Raw genomic sequence first — 16,002 nt, forward strand, 5'->3', positions numbered from 1 at the left:
ACGGGGTCCATGCAGCAGAATTCGATCAAGATCGTCCGGGCGCGCGAGAACAACCTCAAGGGGGTGTCGCTGGAGATCCCGCGCGGGCAGATCACCGTCTTCACCGGGGTCTCCGGTTCCGGCAAGTCGTCGCTGGTGTTCGACACGATCGCGGCCGAGTCGCAGCGCCAGCTCAACGAGACGTTCTCCGCCTTCGTGCGCACGATGCTGCCGAAGTACGGCGAGCCCACGGTCGACTCGATCTCGAACCTGTCGACCGCGGTGGTGATCGACCAGAAGCGGCTCGGCGGCGGTTCCCGCTCCACCCTGGGGACCATCTCCGACACCGCGCCGCTGCTGCGCCTGCTGTTCTCCCGGTTCGGCACCCCGCAGGTCGGCGGCGCGAACGTGTTCTCCTTCAACGACCCCGCGGGCATGTGCGAGCGCTGCGACGGCATCGGCCGCACCGCCGAACTCGACCTCGACCGGTTCCTGGACCCGACGCTGTCGCTCAACGACGGCGCGATCCTGTTCCCGCCGTTCGCCACCGGCACCTGGTACTGGAAGCTCTACGAGGGTTCCGGCTACTTCGACATGGACAAGCGGCTCGCCGACTACACCGACGCCGAGATGCAGCAGTTGCTCACCGGCACCGGCGGCAAGGTGGCCTGGTCCGGGCCCGGCGGCAGCGGCTCCTCGGAGTACGAGGGCCTGGTGGACCGGTTCACCCGCCTGTTCATCAAGAAGGACGTCAACACCATGGCGGACAAGAACCGCGAGATGGTGCTGCGGTTCGTGACCCACGCGGTGTGCTCGCTGTGCGGCGGCAGCAGGCTCAACCAGCGCGCGCTGTCGTCGGAGGTGGCCGGGCACAACATCGCCGCCATGTCGGCGATGGAGCTCAGCGACCTGCTGCGGGTGGTCGAGTCGATCGACCTGCCCGCCGCGGCGCCGGTCGTGTCCGGCCTGGCCACCCGGATCGGGCACCTGGTCACCATCGGCCTCGGGTACCTGAGCCTGGACCGGGAGACCAACACCCTCTCCGGCGGCGAGTCGCAGCGGGTGAAGACCGTGCGGCACCTGAGCAGCAGCCTGATCGAGATGATGTACGTGCTCGACGAGCCCAGCGTGGGCCTGCACGCCAGGGACGTCCGCAGGCTCAACGAACTGCTGCGCGAGCTGCGCGACAAGGGCAACACGGTGCTGGTGGTGGAGCACGACCCGGACGTCATCGCGGTGGCCGACCACGTGGTGGACATCGGCCCGCACGCCGGGACCCGCGGCGGCGAGATCGTCTACCAGGGCTCGCTGGACGGGCTGCGCGGCGCGGACACGCTGACCGGGCGGTTCCTGTCCCGGCAGGAGAAGGGCAAGTCGGAGTACCGGCGGGCCACCGGGGCGCTGCGGGTCACCGACGCCGCGGTGAACAACCTCAGGAAGGTCACCGTCGACATCCCCACCGGTGTCCTGACCGCGGTGACCGGGGTCGCGGGCGCGGGCAAGAGCTCGCTGGTGTTCGGCGCGTTCCGCGAGCAGTACCCGGACTCCATCGTGATCGACCAGGCCGCGGTCGGCGCCAGCAGCCGCTCCACCCCGGCCACCTACGTCGGCATCATGGACGACCTGCGCAAGCTGTTCGCCAAGACCACCAAGGCGCCCGCGTCGCTGTTCAGCTTCAACTCCAAGGGCGCCTGCCCCACCTGCCAGGGCCTCGGCTTCACCCAGACCGACCTGGCCTTCCTCGACCCGATCCGCACCACCTGCGAGGACTGCGACGGCAAGCGGTTCAACCGCGACGTGCTCGCGCACACCGTGCGCGGCAAGTCCATCAGCGACGTGCTGGAGCTGACCACGGCCGAGGCGGTCGAGTTCTTCGCCGAGGACAAGTTCGTCGGCATCCTGCGCTCGCTGGTGGAGGTGGGCCTGGACTACATCAGCCTGGGGCAGCCGCTGAGCACCCTGTCCGGCGGCGAGTGCCAGCGGCTCAAGCTGGCCTGCGAGCTGCACAAGAAGGGCAGCGTCTACATCATGGACGAGCCCACCAGCGGGCTGCACATGTCCGACATCGACCGGCTGGTGGGGATCATGGACCGGCTGGTGGCCCAGCAGAACACGGTGGTCGTCATCGAGCACAACCTGGACGTGGTGAAGAACGCGGACTGGGTGATCGAGCTGGGCCCCGGCGCGGGCCGCGAGGGCGGCTCGGTGGTGTTCGAGGGCACGCCGAGGGACCTGGCCCAGCGCGCGGACACCGCGACCGGGCCGTTCCTCGCCGAGCTGGTGTGACGGCGGTGGGGTGCCGGGCGGGCCGCCCGGCACCCCACCCGCTCAGGCGGTGAAGTCGGCCGCGTGGTCGCGGGCCCACTCCAGCAGCGACCGACCCGGCCTGCCGGTGATCTTCTCCACCGTCGGCAGCACCGACGGCGGCACGTCCACCGACGCGGCCAGGTACTCCAGCACCATGTCCACCACCGGGGCGGGCATCGCCGCCAGCATCTCCGCGCGCGCCACCTCGGGCGACACCTCCTCGAACGCGATCTCCCGGCCGAGCGCCGCGGAGAGCACCGCGACCTGCTCGACCTGGTCGAGCGCCTCCGGGCCGGTCAGCTCCGGCGCCTGCCCGACGTGCAGGTCCTCCAGCAGCGCGGCCACCACGACCGCGGCCACGTCGGCCTCGTGCAGCAGCGTCCGGCGGGCCGCGGCGTAGGGGGCGCGCACCAGGTCCCGGGTGCGGATCGAGTGCCCCCACTTCCACAGCAGGTTCGTGGCGAACTCGTCCGGCCGGACGAAGGTCCACTCGGGGACGGCGGCCTCGACCGCCCGCTCCACCGCCCGGTGGTGCGCGCCGCTGTGCGAGTCGCTCTCGCCGACCGAGCTCGACGAGAGCACCACGATCCGGCGCACCCCCGCCGCCGCGGCCATGGCCGCCACGGTGGCGGCCGTGCTCGGCACCGGGAACAGGTACGCGCACTCCACCCCGCGCAGGGCGTCGGTGAGGGTGTCCGGGTCCGCCAGGTCACCGTAGGCGGCCTCCACCCCGGCGGGGAGGTCCAGGTCGCCGGGGACGCGGCTGGTCGCCCGCACCGGCACCCCCGCCTCCCGCAGCCCGGTCACCACGTGCCTGCCGACGTGCCCGCTCGCGCCGGTCACCAGAAACACCATCCGTGCACCCCTCTCGCGCGGCCACCCCGGTGGCGACCCCGCGACGAGCATCGCGACCGGCCCTCGAGGTGTCGTCGAGGCGGGGTCGGGATGCTGGGCAGGCCGACCGGTGACCGACAGGAGTGGCGATGCGGACAGTGCAGGAGACCGACGAGCAGACGCTGGCGGAGAACAAGGAGCGCTGCCTGGCGATGGTGGCGGCGTGGAACCGATGGGAGCTCGGGGGGATCATCGAGCACTGGGCACCGGACGTGGTGCACTACTCCGAGGACGAGCCGGTCGACACCGACGAGATGATCAGCAGGATGGAGGGCGGGCTCGCCGCCTTCCCGGACCTGCGCCTCGACGTCCGCAGCATCCTCGCCGAGGGCGACCGGGTGGCGCTGCGCATCACCATCACCGGCACGCACACCGGCGACTACGGCGGCATCGCGGCGACCGGGCGCCCGGTCACCTGGCACATCGTCGAGGAGCTGCGCTTCGTCGACGGCCGGGTGGTCGAGCACTGGGACGTGATGAACCACCTGCCGATGCTCAGCGCCATCGGCGCCGTCGCGGCGGTGGCCTGACGTGGCCGTGCACCCGACCGGTGGCCGGGCGGACACCGTCGGCCTGGGCAGGCGGGTCGTGCTGAGCGCCTTCGACGGCGACACGGCGTCGCTGTCGGTGGACCGGGCCCCCCGGCCGGTGGCGCGGCGCGGCCGGGTCGTGGTCCGGGTCGAGGCGGCCGGGATCTCCTACGCGGAGGTGCAGTTACTGCGCGGGCTGCACCCGTTCCCGCCCAAGCTGCCCGCGGTGCCCGGGTACGACCTGGTCGGCGAGGTGGTCGAGGTCGGCCCGGGGGTCGAGGGCTGGGCACCGGGCGACCGGGTGGCGGCGATGCCGCGGTCGGGTGCCTGGCAGGAGTACGTCGAGGTCCGCGCCTCGATCCTGGCGGCCGTGCCGCGCGGGGTGGACGCGGCGCGGGCGGTGGCGCTGGTGTGCAACGGGGTCACCGCGTACCAGATGGCGCACCGCTCGGCCGCGCTGCGCCCCGGCCAGGTGGCGTTCGTCCAGGGCGCCACCGGTGGGGTCGGGTCGGTCCTGACCACGCTGCTGGTGCACCACGGCGTCCGGGTGATCGGCTCGGCCTCCCCCGCCCGGCACGACACCGTGCGCGCGCTGGGCGCCGAACCGGTGGACTACCGCGGGGACGTCGGGGCGGCGGTGCGGGCACTGGCCCCCGGCGGGGTGGACGCGGTCTTCGACCACATCGGCGGGGCGAGCGTCAGCGTGGGCTGGGGGCTGCTCGCCCGCGGCGGCACGCTGGTGTCCTTCGACTCCTCGGTGGACGGCTTCCGGTCGGGGCAGTGGTTCCGCCCGCACGTGCCGGTGCTGCGCAAGGTGCTGGGCTGGACCGTCGCCCGCGCGCTGGGGCTCACCGGGGGCCGGACGGCGAAGACCTACTACGTCAAGCCGGGCGACCGGTTCCGCGAGGACCTGGCGAAACTGTTCGCCCTGGTGGACGAGGGGGTTCTGGACCCGGTCGTGCACGCCAGGTACCCGCTGGAGCGGGCGGACGAGGCGGTCCGCGCCCTCATCGGGGGCGGGATCGTCGGCAAGCTCGTGCTGGTGCCCTGACCGACCGGCCGGGCGGGCCCGCACCCGCCCGGCCCACCCCGCAGGAGGAACCACCGTGGACCACGTCCGGTTCGGCGTCATCGGCTGCTCCTCGATCGCCCGCCGCCGCTTCATCCCGGCCCTGCTGCGCTCACCGCACCGGCTCACCGCGGTCGCCAGCCGCTCCCCCGCCCGCGCCGAGGAGTTCGGCGCCGCGTTCGGGGTCGCGGCCGTGACCGGGTACGAGGCCCTGCTGCGGCGCGACGACATCGACGCGGTGTACGTCTCGGTGCCCACCGGCCTGCACCGCCAGTGGACCGAGGCGGCACTGCGGGCGGGCAAGCACGTGCTGGTGGAGAAACCCCTCGCCACCTCGGCGGCCGAGGGCGAGGCGGTGTTCGCCACCGCGAGCGCGGCGGGCCTGGTGGTGGTGGAGAACCGGATGTTCGCCGCGCACCCCCAGCACACGGAGGTGGCCACCCTGCTGGCCGACGGGGCGATCGGCGAGCTGCGGGTGATCACCACGGCCATGGCCGTCCCCCCACTGCCCGCCGACGACGTCCGCCACCGGGCCGACCTCGGCGGCGGAGCCCTGCTGGACGTCGGCTACTACCCGCTGCACGCGGCCCTGCTGTTCGGCGACTTCTCCGCCGTGAGCGCGATCCGCCACTCGGTGTCCGGTGTGGACCTCTCGGGCACCGCGCTGCTCACGGACGGCCGGGTCAGCGCGCAGGTGGTGTACGGCTTCGAGCACGCCTACCGGTCGTTCTACGAGCTGTGGGGCTCCCGGGGCCGGATCGTGCTGGAGCGCGCCTTCACCCCGCCGGAGACCCACCAACCGGTCCTGCGCCTGGAACGGCAGGACAGCGTCGAACTGCGCACCCTGCCCGCGGCCGACCAGTTCCGGTTGGCGCTGGAGGAGTTCGCCGCCTGCGTGCTCGGCACAGCCGACCCGGCAGCCCACCGCGACCGCACCCTGCGCGGCCTGTCCCTGATCTCCCAGGTGCGCGTGCTGGGCGGCTGACCCACCACGCGCACCTGGCTGTGGAACCGGGAGGGCACCCAGGTCACTCGGCGGGGACCAGCTCGGCGAGGGTCGCGGTGAGGGTGGCCGCGGGCGGCCCGGCGGGCGTCCACGCGGCGCCGTCCCTGGTGTAGGGGTGCCAGCGGCCTTCGGACGACAGCCGCAACTGCCACCCCCGGTCCTCGATGGTCCACCGGTTGCGCCACACCTTGGCCTCCGGTTCCCCGTCGAGACCCGCGTCCGCCCAGGCGTCGGCCAACTCCACCCTGGCCCTGGCGACCACGTCCTTGGCCGGGGTCCAGGACTCCTCCAGGGTCGTCAGCCCCTCCGCGCCGGTGAGGGCCCACGCCAGCACCCCGCGGTGGAACTCCGCGGGTCGCGGCCCGGCGGCCGCCGCCCGGGCGCGCAACTCGTCGTCCCCCCGAGCGGCCAACCGGATCGCGTCCGACCACGGGTCGTCAGTGGCGACGGGCCTGCCCGCCAGCAGTGCCGCGGCCCGGTCCGCGGCATCGGCGGCCAGCACGGCCACCGCGGCGGCGTCGACCGGTGCCTCGGCCAGGTCGGTGTCGGCCAGCAGCGGCGCCAGGTCGAGCACCTGGTGCACGTGCGCCGGAGCCGCCGGGAGCGCGACCGCCCCAGCCGCCCACGCCTGCTCCGCCGGAACCCCGGCAACCGCGTCGTCGGCGTCCGACGTGGACCGGCCGGTGTTGCGGCGCAGCAGTTCCTCGGTCAGCTCGGACTCCGACCGGCCGCGCAGCAGCAGCAGGACGAACGGGTCTCGGTCGAGCAGCCAGGAGACCTGGTAGACCAGTGCCGCGGCGTGCTTGCACGGGCTGTCCCAGTCCGGGCAGTCGCAGTCCGGGTCCAGTTCACCGAAGCCGGGCAGCAGCCGGGTACCCGCGTCCGACGCCGCACCCACCAGTTCGCGGGGCATCTCGCGGTCGAGCAGGGCGGCGATGTGGCCCGCCTTGGCCGCGACCTTGTCCAGGAACCGGTCCCACTCCGCGTCGGAGAGCTCGGTGAAGCGCACGGTGGTCGTGTACGGGCGGTGGTGGTCGCCGTCGTGCACCGGCGCGGTCGCCCGGCCGGGGCTGACCGTGATCGGCCCGACCTGGCCCGCGAAGGCGTACCGGCGACCGCTCTTGAGCTGGTCGAGGTCGAGCGCGGTGTCCTGCATGGCCTCGGTCCAGGCGTTGCCCCACCAGGTGTCGGCGAACTTGCGCCCGTAGCGCTTGTGCGGCGGGAACGCCGGGAAGGAGACCGCGCGCCGGTGCGGGTCGACCACCTCTTCGGCGTCGTCCTCCTCCTCGTCGTCATCCTCGTCGGCGAACAGTGCCGCGAGACCGTCGTCGTAGTCGTCCTCGTCTTCGTCGTAGCTGCCCACGGTCAGGTCCTCCTCAGTTCGACGAGGCGGCGCAGTTCGGCGTTCGACAGCTCGCTCAGCGCGGCCTCGCCGCCGCTGAGCACCGCCGAGGCCAGCTCCTGCTTGGACTCCAGCAGGGTGGCGATGCGCTCCTCCAGCGTTCCCTGCGCGATCAGCCGGTGCACCTGCACCGGCCGGGTCTGACCGATGCGGTGCGCCCGGTCGGTGGCCTGGTCCTCGACCGCCGGGTTCCACCAGCGGTCGTAGTGCACGACGTGGTCCGCGCGGGTCAGGTTCAGACCGGTGCCCGCCGCCTTGAGCGACAGCAGGAACACCGGCACCTTGCCGTCCTGGAAGTCGGCCACCATCTCCTCGCGCCGGGGCACCGGGGTGCCGCCGTGCAGGAGCTGGGTCGGCACCCCCCGGTCGGCGAGGTGGCGTTCGAGCAGCTTCGCCATCTGGACGTACTGGGTGAACACCAGCACCGCCCCACCCTCGGCGACGATGGCCTCCACCAGCTCGTCGAGGGCTTGCAGCTTCTCCGACCGCGACGCGGAGGCGTCGGCCTCCTTGAGGTAGTGCGCCGGGTGGTTGCACACCTGCTTGAGCCCCACCAGCAGCTTGAGCACCAGTCCCCGGCGGGCGATCCCGGCGGCACCGGCCTCGATCTCCCCCATCACCCCGTCGACCACCCGCTGGTAGAGGGCGGCCTGCTCCGGGGTGAGCGACACCGGGTGGTCGGTCTCGGTCTTGGGCGGCAACTCGGGGGCGATCCCCGGATCGGACTTGCGGCGGCGCAGCAGCAGCGGGCGGACCAACCGGGCCAACCGCCGGGCGGTCGCGCCGTCCCGCTCGACCTCGACCGGCCGCGCCCACCGGTTCCGGAACTCGCCGACGCGGCCGAGCAGGCCGGGGGTCGTCCAGTCCAGGATGGACCACAGCTCGGTCAGGTTGTTCTCCACCGGGGTACCGGTCAGCGCGACCCGCGCCCTGGCCGGGATCTCCCGCAGCGCCTTGGCCGTGCCGCTGAGCCGGTTCTTGACGTGCTGGGCCTCGTCCGCGACGACCATTCCCCAGTCGTGCGCGGCCAGGGTCGCGGCGTCGACGCGCATGGTGCCGTAGGTGGTGAGCACGAAGCCCCGGTCGGCGCCCGCGAGCGAACGGGCGCCGCCGTGGAAGCGGCGGACCGGGGTGCCCGGGGCGAACCGGGCGACTTCCCGCTCCCAGTTGCCCAGCAGCGAAGCCGGGCACACCACCAGCGTGGGACCCGCCGTCGCCGGGTCCAGCGCGCGCCGCAGGTGCAGCGAGATGAGCATGACGGTCTTGCCCAGACCCATGTCGTCGGCGAGGCAGCCGCCGAACCCCAGCGAGGTCATCCGGTCCAGCCAGCGCAGACCGCGCCGCTGGTAGTCGCGCAGGGTGGCCTGCAACGCCTCGGGCTGACCGAGTTCCTCGGGGCCACCGTCGGGGTCGGAGATCCGCTCGACCAGCTCACCGAGCCACCCGTCGGCCACCGCCTCGACCCGGTCCCCCTCGACCACGGCACTGCCGATCAGCACCGCCCCCAGGGCGTCGAAGGCGGGCAACGCGGGCAGGGGCCGTTCCCTGGCCCGGCGGGCCAACTCCGGTTCGACCAGCACCCAGCGCCCGCGCAGCCCGACCACCGGCCGGGACTTGGCGACGGTGTCCATCTCGGCATCGGTCAGCGGCTCACCCGAGAGCGTCAACTGCCACGACAACGGCATCGGCGGCGCGGCACGCAGGTGCGCGGCGACATCGGCGGGGCACTCCCCGGAGGAGGGCACCAACACCCGCGCGTTGAGGTCACGCGAAAGCCCCGGCGGCCACTCCAGGTCGACGCCCGCGGCGGCCAACCGGCCCTCCGCCCCACCGAGCAGGTCGGCCACGTCCTCGTCGAGCAGGTCGAGCCGCACCGGCTCGGCATCGGAGAGCAGGCTCTCCAGCGGCGACCACACCCGCGCGGCCCGGCGCACGGCCAGCATCGCCTCGAAGGTCGCCCGCTCACCGAACCCGTGGTCACCGCCCGCCCACAGCTCTTCGGCGTCGATGACCCTGGTCGGATCGGCCAGGTCACGCAGCCGCACGACCGCGTGGAACCGCCCCCGCTCGAAGTCGTCACCGGGCACCACCAACCGCAGGGCAACCCGCAACCCGGTGTCCACCCCGGCGGCGACCTGCACCGCCCACTCCCGCAGGTCCAGGTCGGCAGCAACAGGCGCAGCAGAGGCATACCGGTCGTCACCGGTGACCCGAGTCGCCCCAGCGGTACGCGGCAACGTGTCCGCGACGGCGTCGTAGAAGGCCCGCAGCAGCGCTTCCGGTTCCGGCAACAGCGGCACAGCGGCGGCCGGCTCCACCGGCACCGCGTGCGCGGCAGCGGGCATCGCCGCCGCCAACGCCCGCAACCGCTCGATGTCGGCCACGTCGAACGGCCCCATCCGCCACGCGGCGAAGCCCCCCGGCGAAACCCCGGGCAGCAGCCTGCCCCGCGCCGCCAGGTGCAACGCGGTGGCCGCCGCCACGGCGTAGAAGGCCGCCGCCGGGTGCGCCTGGTCGTCCTCACGCGCGGCCAGCAACAACGGCAACGCCCGGTCGAAGGGCAACCGCCGGGCCCGAACCGCCCGCACAACCACCCCGCCACCAGCGGGAACAGCCACCTCCACCTCGACGGACTCGCCGAAGTCGGCCCCCGGGTCGCGCTCGGGATCCCAGAACAACACCGCACCCGAGCCGGCCGGATCACCCGGCTCGAAGACCACCGCGAACCGACCCGAACCCAAAACGCCTCCTCGCCGCCGAAAGCCCCCAGTACAATGTACCGTATCCTCTACGCGCACGTCGCTAGGCCGCCCGAGAACCGCCTGCCCGGCGACCAGCTACGCCGAACCCCACCGCACGCAGCCGGCGACTAGCCCGAAACCGCCACCCCGGCGACCAGCCACCCGCAACCCACCGAGGCGCAGCGAAAACCAGCCACCCCCGCAACCGCCGGCCCGGTGACCACATGCCCGGGTGGGTGGATGTGCTTGGGTGGGGGAAGCGATCATGTGCAAGCCTGCCCGGGCTGTGGGGCATCCCTTCAGCCCCACTCGGTCACACTGGGCACATGATCGCTGTAGGGGCCCCGCCCAAGCAGATCCACCCACCCGGGCACGCCCCCAAAATCCCGGCGCTGTGAAACCACGGCAGCCGAATCCGCCGGGGAGCCCGCCTAGTACGGCCCCTGAAAACCAGCAGCCACATCAGCGAAAGCGGGCAACTCCCCCCGCCGGTGCCCCACCAACTCCAGACAAGCAGCCGCGATCCGATCCGCCCCCGGGTGCCAAGCCTGCTCCAACGGCCACGACACCGGCGCCGGGCTGTCCGGCGGCGTCACCCGCCGCACCGGCGCCCGCAACGCCTCCGGCACGTTCTCCGCGACCACAGCGGCCACCTCCGCGGCGAACCCGTAACGCGCCCAACTCGTGTCAGCCACCACCAGCCGCCCCGTCTTGGCCACCGACTCGCAGATGATCCGGTCGTCGAGCGGCCGCAGGCTGCGCACGTCCACCACCTCCACCTCGACCCCCACCCCGGCCAGCCGCTCGGCGGCCCGCTCGGCCTCGTGCACCATCAGCGACGCGGCGACCACGGTCACGTCGGACCCGCGCCGGGCGATCCTGCCCACGCCGAACGGCACCGGCAGCGCCTCGGCGGGGACCTCGCCGGTGAGCGGGTAGAGGTTGCGGTTCTCGATGAGCACCGTCGGCGTACCGCCCCGCAGCGCTTCGACCAGCAGGCCCTTGGCGTCGGCGGGTGAGGCGGGGGCGGCCACGTGCAGGCCCGCGTAGTGGGCGAAGGTGGCGTGCGGGCTCTGCGAGTGGGTGGCGCCCTGTCCCCAGCCCCGGCCCACGACCCCGCGGGTCACCACCGGCACCGCGCCCTGGTCGCCGTACATGTAGCGCCACTTGGCGGCGAGGTTCACCAGCGCGTCCAGGGCCAGGAACATGAAGTCGGCCCTGGTGTGCACGACCACCGGCCGCAGCCCGGCGGACGCGGCGCCGACGGCGACCCCGGCGCAGGCGTTCTCCGAGTTCGGCACGTCGACCACCCGGCCGGGGCCGAACCGCAGGAAGGCGTCCCGGGTGGTGCCGAAGGTGCCCTTGTGGTCGTCCACCCCCTCGCCGAGCACCAGGACGGCCGGGTCGGCCGCCATGCACTGCACGGTCGCCTCGCTGATCGCCTGCGCGTAGGTGAGCTCGCGCATCCGCGCTCCCTTCTGGGTTCGGGTGGTCGGGTTCACGCGGCGGGCCCGTAGGCGCCGCGGGTCAGGTCGGCGACGTCCGGCCACGGGGCGGCCTTGGCCAGCCGGACCGCGTCGTGCGCCTCGGCGGTGTACTCGGCCGACCAGGCGGCGACCAGGTCGTCGATGTCGGGGTGGGCGGGGCGCAGGGCGTCGGCGGCGCGGCGGATCGGGCAGCGCTCGATCCAGGAGTCGATCTCCTCGCGGGTGCGGTAGCCGTGGTCGTGGTCCCAGCCGGGGCCGACGTGCTCGCGCCAGCGGTAGGTGTGCAGCTCCAGCAGCACCGGCCCCTCCCCCGCCCTGGCCCGGTCGACCGCGGCGGTGGCGGCGGCGCGGACGGCGAACACGTCGTTGCCGTCCACCGAGACCGCGTGCACGCCGTGCGCGGCGGCCCTGGCGGCGATGCCGAAGCCCGCCGCCTGCCGCTGCGCCAGCGGTGAGGAGATCGAGTAGGTGTTGTTCTCGCAGACGAACAGCGCGGGCAGCCGGTGCACCGCGGCGAAGTTCATCGTCTCGGCGAACACGCCTTCCTCGGTGGCCCCGTCGCCGAAGAAGGTCGTCGCGACCCGGGGGGCGCCGGTCAGCGCGAACGCCCACGCCGCGCCCGCGGCGACCGGGATCATCTCGCCGAGGATCGCGGCCGAGCCCGCGAACCCGACGGCGTGGTCGACCAGGTGGATCGACCCGCCGCGGCCCTTGGCGCAGCCGGTTTCGCGGCCGTGCAGCTCGTCGACCAGGCCGCGCAGGTCCCCACCCTTGGCCAGGTACGGGGCGTGCGAGCGGTGCCCGGTGTAGACCGGGTCGGTGCGCCGCAGCGCGGCGCACACGCCGACCGAGGTGGCCTCCTGGCCGATGGAGAAGTGCGTGGGCGTGCGCATCTGCTGCTCGTCGCGGTAGTAGTCGGCCAGCACCTCCTCGACCTTGCGGATGCGGACCATGTCGCGGACCATCGCCGTGTCCGGTGTGCTGGTCATGTGCGGGCCTCCGGGGCGGGGATCGGGGCGCAGACGAGGCTGTGCAGGCAGGCGACCAGGCTGCGGGCCTGGACGTTGAGGTAGTGGCTGTGCCGCAGCAACCCGGCGAGCTGGTCGAGGGTCACCCAGCGGAAGTCGGGGTGGGCGAGTTCCTCCGCCGGGTCGACCTCGACGACCAAGTAGCGGTTGCGGGTGCGGTAGAACCGCCCGCCCTCCTCAGAGAGGACGGCGTCGAACCGGATGCGGTCCGGTGCGGCGGCGAGGACGAGGTCGAGGAACGGCGGTCGGGCGCGCGGGTCGAGCACGCTGTAGTTCTCCGGTTTGCACTGCACCGTGGGGGCCAGCTCCACCACGTCGATGTAGCCGGGCTCGACCCTGCCGTGCATCAGCGCGTGCAGCACGCCGCCGATGCGCCGGACCACGAAGGCCACCACCCCCTCGCCGGGGGCCTCGATCATCGGCTGGGTCCAGGAGTCGACCTCCCGGCCCCGCGCCACCACGCGCACGCCCATGACGTCGAAGAACCTGCCGGTCTCGTGCCGGATGCGCCCGTCCACCCGGACCCAGCCGTCCACATCGGACAGCGGGATCCGCCGGGTGTGCACGTCGGTGGCGCTGCGCGCCTGGGTGATCCAGCTCAGCACCTCGTCGTCGGGGTGGCGGCTGCCCTCCTCGGCCACGCACGAGCGCAGCAGCGCGTCGCGGAACCAGTCGTCGCCCGCGGCGATCGAGCGGCGCACCCCCCGGCCGGTGAACGGCAGGCAGGACAGCACGGTGCGCGCGTCCATGTTGACCAGGTCGTCGGCGGCCAGCAGCTCGTGCACCTGGCCCAGGGTGAACCAGCGGAACCCGTCGAGCACCGGGACGTCCCCGCGCACCTCGACGACCATGTTGCGGTTGCGCTTCTGGTGGAACCACGACCCCTGCTCGGACTGCCGCACGTCGGCGAGCACGCTGTGCGGCGCGGTGTCCATGAAGTAGTCCAGGTACGGCACGCCCCGGCCGCGGTGGGCACCGGTGTAGTTGCTGCGGGTGGCCTGGACGGTCGGCGACAGTTGCAGGCCGTTGCAGTTGCCCGGCTCCACCTTGGCCTGCATCAGCAGGTGCAGCACGCCGTCGAACTCCTTGGCCAGGATGCCCAGCACGCCGATCTCGGGCTGGTTGATGATCGGCTGGCGCCAGTGCGGCACGGGCCCGCCGGGGATGCGCACGTCCAGGCCCTCGACGACGAAGAAGCGCCCGCTGTCGTGCACGATGTCGCCGGTCACCGGGTGCGTCGACCAGCCGACCAGGTCCTCCAGCGCGACCTGCTCGACCTCGGTGTAGGAGCGGGAGCGCAGGTCCTCGAACCAGCGCAGGGCGTCCGCTGTGGACCCGTCCCGGACCAGGCCGGAGGCGGCCAACCGCTCGGCCAGCCCGTGCTCCGCGGGGGTGGTGGTGCTGCCGGGGAGGCGCATCAGGCTCCCACTCCCCGGTGCCGCTCGGCGAGCCCGACCAGGGTGGGCACGACCGCGGCCGGGGTGGGCAGCGCGGCGGTCTCGTCGCGCAGCTTGCGGGCACCCGCGTGGATCGACGGGTCCTCCAGCAGCCGCAGCACCGCGGCGCGCACGGAGGCGACGTCGGCGCGGTCGTCGGGCAGGTACAGCCCGGCACCGAGTTCCTGGTTCCGCGCGGCCTTGGTCCTGGTGTCCCAGCCGTAGCCGATGATGAGCTGCGGCACCCCGTGCGCCTCCGCGGTGGCCCGGGTGCCGACGCCGCCGTGGTGCACGATCGCCGCGCACGAGGGCAGCAGGTCGTGCAGCGGCACGAAGTCGACGATCCGGGTGTTGGCCCCGACGTTCCCGAGCCGGGCGCGCTGCTCGGCGCCGAGGGTCGCCACCACCTCCACGTCCAGGTCGGCGATCCCGGCCAGGATGTCGGCCGGGGTCGCGCCGGAGCGCTCCACCTCGTCGGAGACGCCGAGGGTCAGGCACACCCGGGGCCTGGTCACCGGTTCGGCCAGCCACCCGGGCAGCACGGCGGGCCCGTTGTAGGGGGTGTAGCGCAGGTCCACGGTGGGCCGGTCGAGGTCGAGGCGGGTGCTCGGCGGGGTGACGTCGACGGTGAAGTGCCCGGTGCGCACGGTCTCGTCGTAGTCGCGGCCGAACCGGGCCAGCACCGAGGACAGCCAGTCCGCGGTGGGGTCCTCGCGGTGCTCGGGTTCGAGTTCGGCGGTGCGCTCCAGGAAGGCCCGCCGGGCCCGCAGCGTGATGTCCGGGCCGTAGACGAACCGGGCGTGCGCGACCCCCGCCGCGGTCGCGGCGACCGCGCCCGCGAGCGTGAACTGCTCCCAGATGACCAGGTCCGGCCGCCAGGAGCGGGTGAAGGCCACCAGGTCGTCGATCGCGCTGTCGGAACCGATGGCGGCGAACAGCGCCGAGATCAACACGTGTTCGAGGCCGAGCAGCGACTCGTGCTCCCAGGCGGCCGGGTCCTCCCCCGCCCAGTCGAAGTCCTGCACGTGCTCCGAGCCGCCCGCGACCAGCAACTCACCCAGCAGCCCGGGAGCGTGCGGGTCGGCGGCGTACCAGTGCTCGGTGCCGATCGGCACCGCGGTCAGCCCCGACCCGGTGACCGCCTCGGCCAGTTCGGGCTGGCCCGCCACCCGGACCTCGTGGCCCGCCGCGCGCAGCGCCCAGGCGAGCGGGGCCATGGGCTGCCAGTGCGTGGGGTGCGGCATGCAGACGAAGAGGACTCTCATTCGGTGCACTCCTTCCTGTGCTCGGGTGTCAGCGGGCGACGGGGAGGCGGGTCAGCGGGCGGGTGACCGGCGCCCGACCGGCGCGCACCGCCGGACCCACCTGGCGCAGCGGCCCCGCCAGCGCGCCGAGCACCGCCCCGGCGTGCTCCTCGGCGAAGGCCAGCGGGGCGGCGAGCGGACCACCGGGCAGCAGCGGGGCACCGGTCCGGTCGGGGTCGCGGTTGGCCGCGCACAGCGCGATCACCACCGACTCGCCCTCGGCGATCGCCACCCCGGCGATGTCCACCGCGGCGCGGGTGGTGGTGGGCACCAGTTGCACCACCGGCTCATCGGCGTGCACGGCCGCCAGCAGCCGGGCCACCTCACCCGACCCGGCACCCGGGTGCCCACCGACCGCCTGCGCCCCGGCACCCGAGAAACCACCAGCCACCGCCTGCGCCCCGGCACCCAGGCGGCCACCAGCCACCTCCCGCGGCCCAGCACCCGAGTGGCCACCGGCAAACTCCTGCGGCTCGGTAGCCAGGCGGCCACCTGCCACTGCCTCCGCCCCGGCATCCGGGCGGCCACCGCCCACCTGCGGTCCGGTACCTGAGAAACCACCAGCCACCGCCTGCGGCCCGACACCTGGATGCCCACCGGCTATGTCCTGCGGCCCAGCGCCCAAGCGGCCACCGGCCAACTCCTGCGGCCCGGCACCCGGGTGGCCGCCGGTGAGGCGGACGGCGACGGCCTCGGCGGCCAGTGCCGTCGCCAGGCGGGCTGCGGCCGCGGCGGCGGGTGCCACGCCTGCCGCCGCGAGTGCCCTGGCGTCGGCGGGCCGGGGCGGGGCCACGACGGCGTCGAGGCCGAGGGCGGCCG

Annotated in this window: 14 protein-coding genes; 6 read left to right on the top strand and 8 right to left on the bottom strand. The window is 73.8% G+C overall.

All coding sequences use genetic code 11. The annotated features are described in order from the left end of the window. The first annotated feature begins 9 nt into the window (after positions 1-9). On the top strand, positions 10-2,265 hold the full coding sequence (locus L6E12_RS21420; protein WP_236229710.1) for an excinuclease ABC subunit UvrA: 2,256 nt from the start codon (positions 10-12) through the stop codon (positions 2,263-2,265). Positions 2,266-2,307: 42 nt separating this feature from the next. Here L6E12_RS21420 and L6E12_RS21425 read toward each other — a convergent pair whose 3' ends face one another. After that, positions 2,308-3,129: an NAD(P)H-binding protein gene (locus L6E12_RS21425; RefSeq protein WP_236229711.1), complete on the bottom strand. Its 822-nt coding sequence runs from the start codon at positions 3,127-3,129 to the stop codon at positions 2,308-2,310. Between the two features lie 140 nt (positions 3,130-3,269). Here L6E12_RS21425 and L6E12_RS21430 point away from each other — a divergent pair, with 140 nt between their 5' ends. From L6E12_RS21430 to L6E12_RS21440, 3 genes are read left to right on the top strand one after another with little or no spacing between them, the layout of a single operon-like run. Further along, entirely contained in the window at positions 3,270-3,710 is a 441-nt protein-coding gene (locus L6E12_RS21430; protein WP_236229712.1) for an ester cyclase, read from the top strand. Position 3,711: 1 nt separating this feature from the next. Continuing rightward, complete coding sequence (locus L6E12_RS21435; RefSeq protein ID WP_236229713.1) at positions 3,712-4,761, top strand: zinc-binding dehydrogenase; 1,050 nt, start codon at positions 3,712-3,714, stop codon at positions 4,759-4,761. Positions 4,762-4,816: 55 nt separating this feature from the next. Continuing rightward, positions 4,817-5,764 (top strand): Gfo/Idh/MocA family protein, encoded by a 948-nt coding sequence (locus L6E12_RS21440; RefSeq protein WP_236229714.1) that lies wholly within the window; start codon positions 4,817-4,819, stop codon positions 5,762-5,764. Between the two features lie 43 nt (positions 5,765-5,807). Here L6E12_RS21440 and L6E12_RS21445 read toward each other — a convergent pair whose 3' ends face one another. The 7 genes from L6E12_RS21445 to L6E12_RS21475 all read right to left on the bottom strand — a co-directional run bounded on the left by L6E12_RS21445 (position 5,808) and on the right by L6E12_RS21475 (position 15,454). Further along, complete coding sequence (locus L6E12_RS21445) at positions 5,808-7,148, bottom strand: SWIM zinc finger family protein (protein WP_236229715.1); 1,341 nt, start codon at positions 7,146-7,148, stop codon at positions 5,808-5,810. Between the two features lie 2 nt (positions 7,149-7,150). Beyond that, on the bottom strand, positions 7,151-9,868 hold the full coding sequence (locus tag L6E12_RS21450) for a DEAD/DEAH box helicase (protein ID WP_236229724.1): 2,718 nt from the start codon (positions 9,866-9,868) through the stop codon (positions 7,151-7,153). Positions 9,869-10,359: 491 nt separating this feature from the next. Beyond that, entirely contained in the window at positions 10,360-11,394 is a 1,035-nt protein-coding gene (locus L6E12_RS21455; RefSeq protein WP_236229716.1) for an alpha-ketoacid dehydrogenase subunit beta, read from the bottom strand. Between the two features lie 32 nt (positions 11,395-11,426). Further along, positions 11,427-12,404, bottom strand: coding sequence for a thiamine pyrophosphate-dependent dehydrogenase E1 component subunit alpha (locus L6E12_RS21460; RefSeq protein ID WP_236229717.1), 978 nt, complete (start codon positions 12,402-12,404; stop codon positions 11,427-11,429). Continuing rightward, positions 12,401-13,861 (bottom strand): NDP-hexose 2,3-dehydratase family protein, encoded by a 1,461-nt coding sequence (locus tag L6E12_RS21465; protein ID WP_236229718.1) that lies wholly within the window; start codon positions 13,859-13,861, stop codon positions 12,401-12,403. The genes L6E12_RS21460 and L6E12_RS21465 overlap by 4 nt, the downstream gene beginning before the upstream one ends. Next, the gene (locus L6E12_RS21470) at positions 13,861-15,144 is read right to left on the bottom strand and encodes an activator-dependent family glycosyltransferase (RefSeq protein WP_236229719.1); all 1,284 of its coding nucleotides are present in this window, start codon (positions 15,142-15,144) and stop codon (positions 13,861-13,863) included. The genes L6E12_RS21465 and L6E12_RS21470 overlap by 1 nt, the downstream gene beginning before the upstream one ends. Positions 15,145-15,172: 28 nt before the next feature. After that, positions 15,173-15,454: a cytochrome P450 gene (locus L6E12_RS21475; protein WP_236229720.1), complete on the bottom strand. Its 282-nt coding sequence runs from the start codon at positions 15,452-15,454 to the stop codon at positions 15,173-15,175. A 3-nt stretch (positions 15,455-15,457) separates the two neighbouring features. Here L6E12_RS21475 and L6E12_RS21480 point away from each other — a divergent pair, with 3 nt between their 5' ends. Together L6E12_RS21480 and L6E12_RS21485 are read left to right on the top strand one after the other, a co-directional pair. Next, the gene (locus tag L6E12_RS21480; RefSeq protein ID WP_236229721.1) at positions 15,458-15,736 is read left to right on the top strand and encodes a hypothetical protein; all 279 of its coding nucleotides are present in this window, start codon (positions 15,458-15,460) and stop codon (positions 15,734-15,736) included. Between the two features lie 36 nt (positions 15,737-15,772). Next, positions 15,773-16,002, top strand: a 230-nt coding sequence (locus L6E12_RS21485) for a hypothetical protein (protein WP_236229722.1), incomplete at its 3' end; no start/stop codon positions are given.

The organism is Actinokineospora sp. PR83, assembly GCF_021056305.1.
GTDB lineage: Bacteria > Actinomycetota > Actinomycetes > Mycobacteriales > Pseudonocardiaceae > Actinokineospora > Actinokineospora spheciospongiae.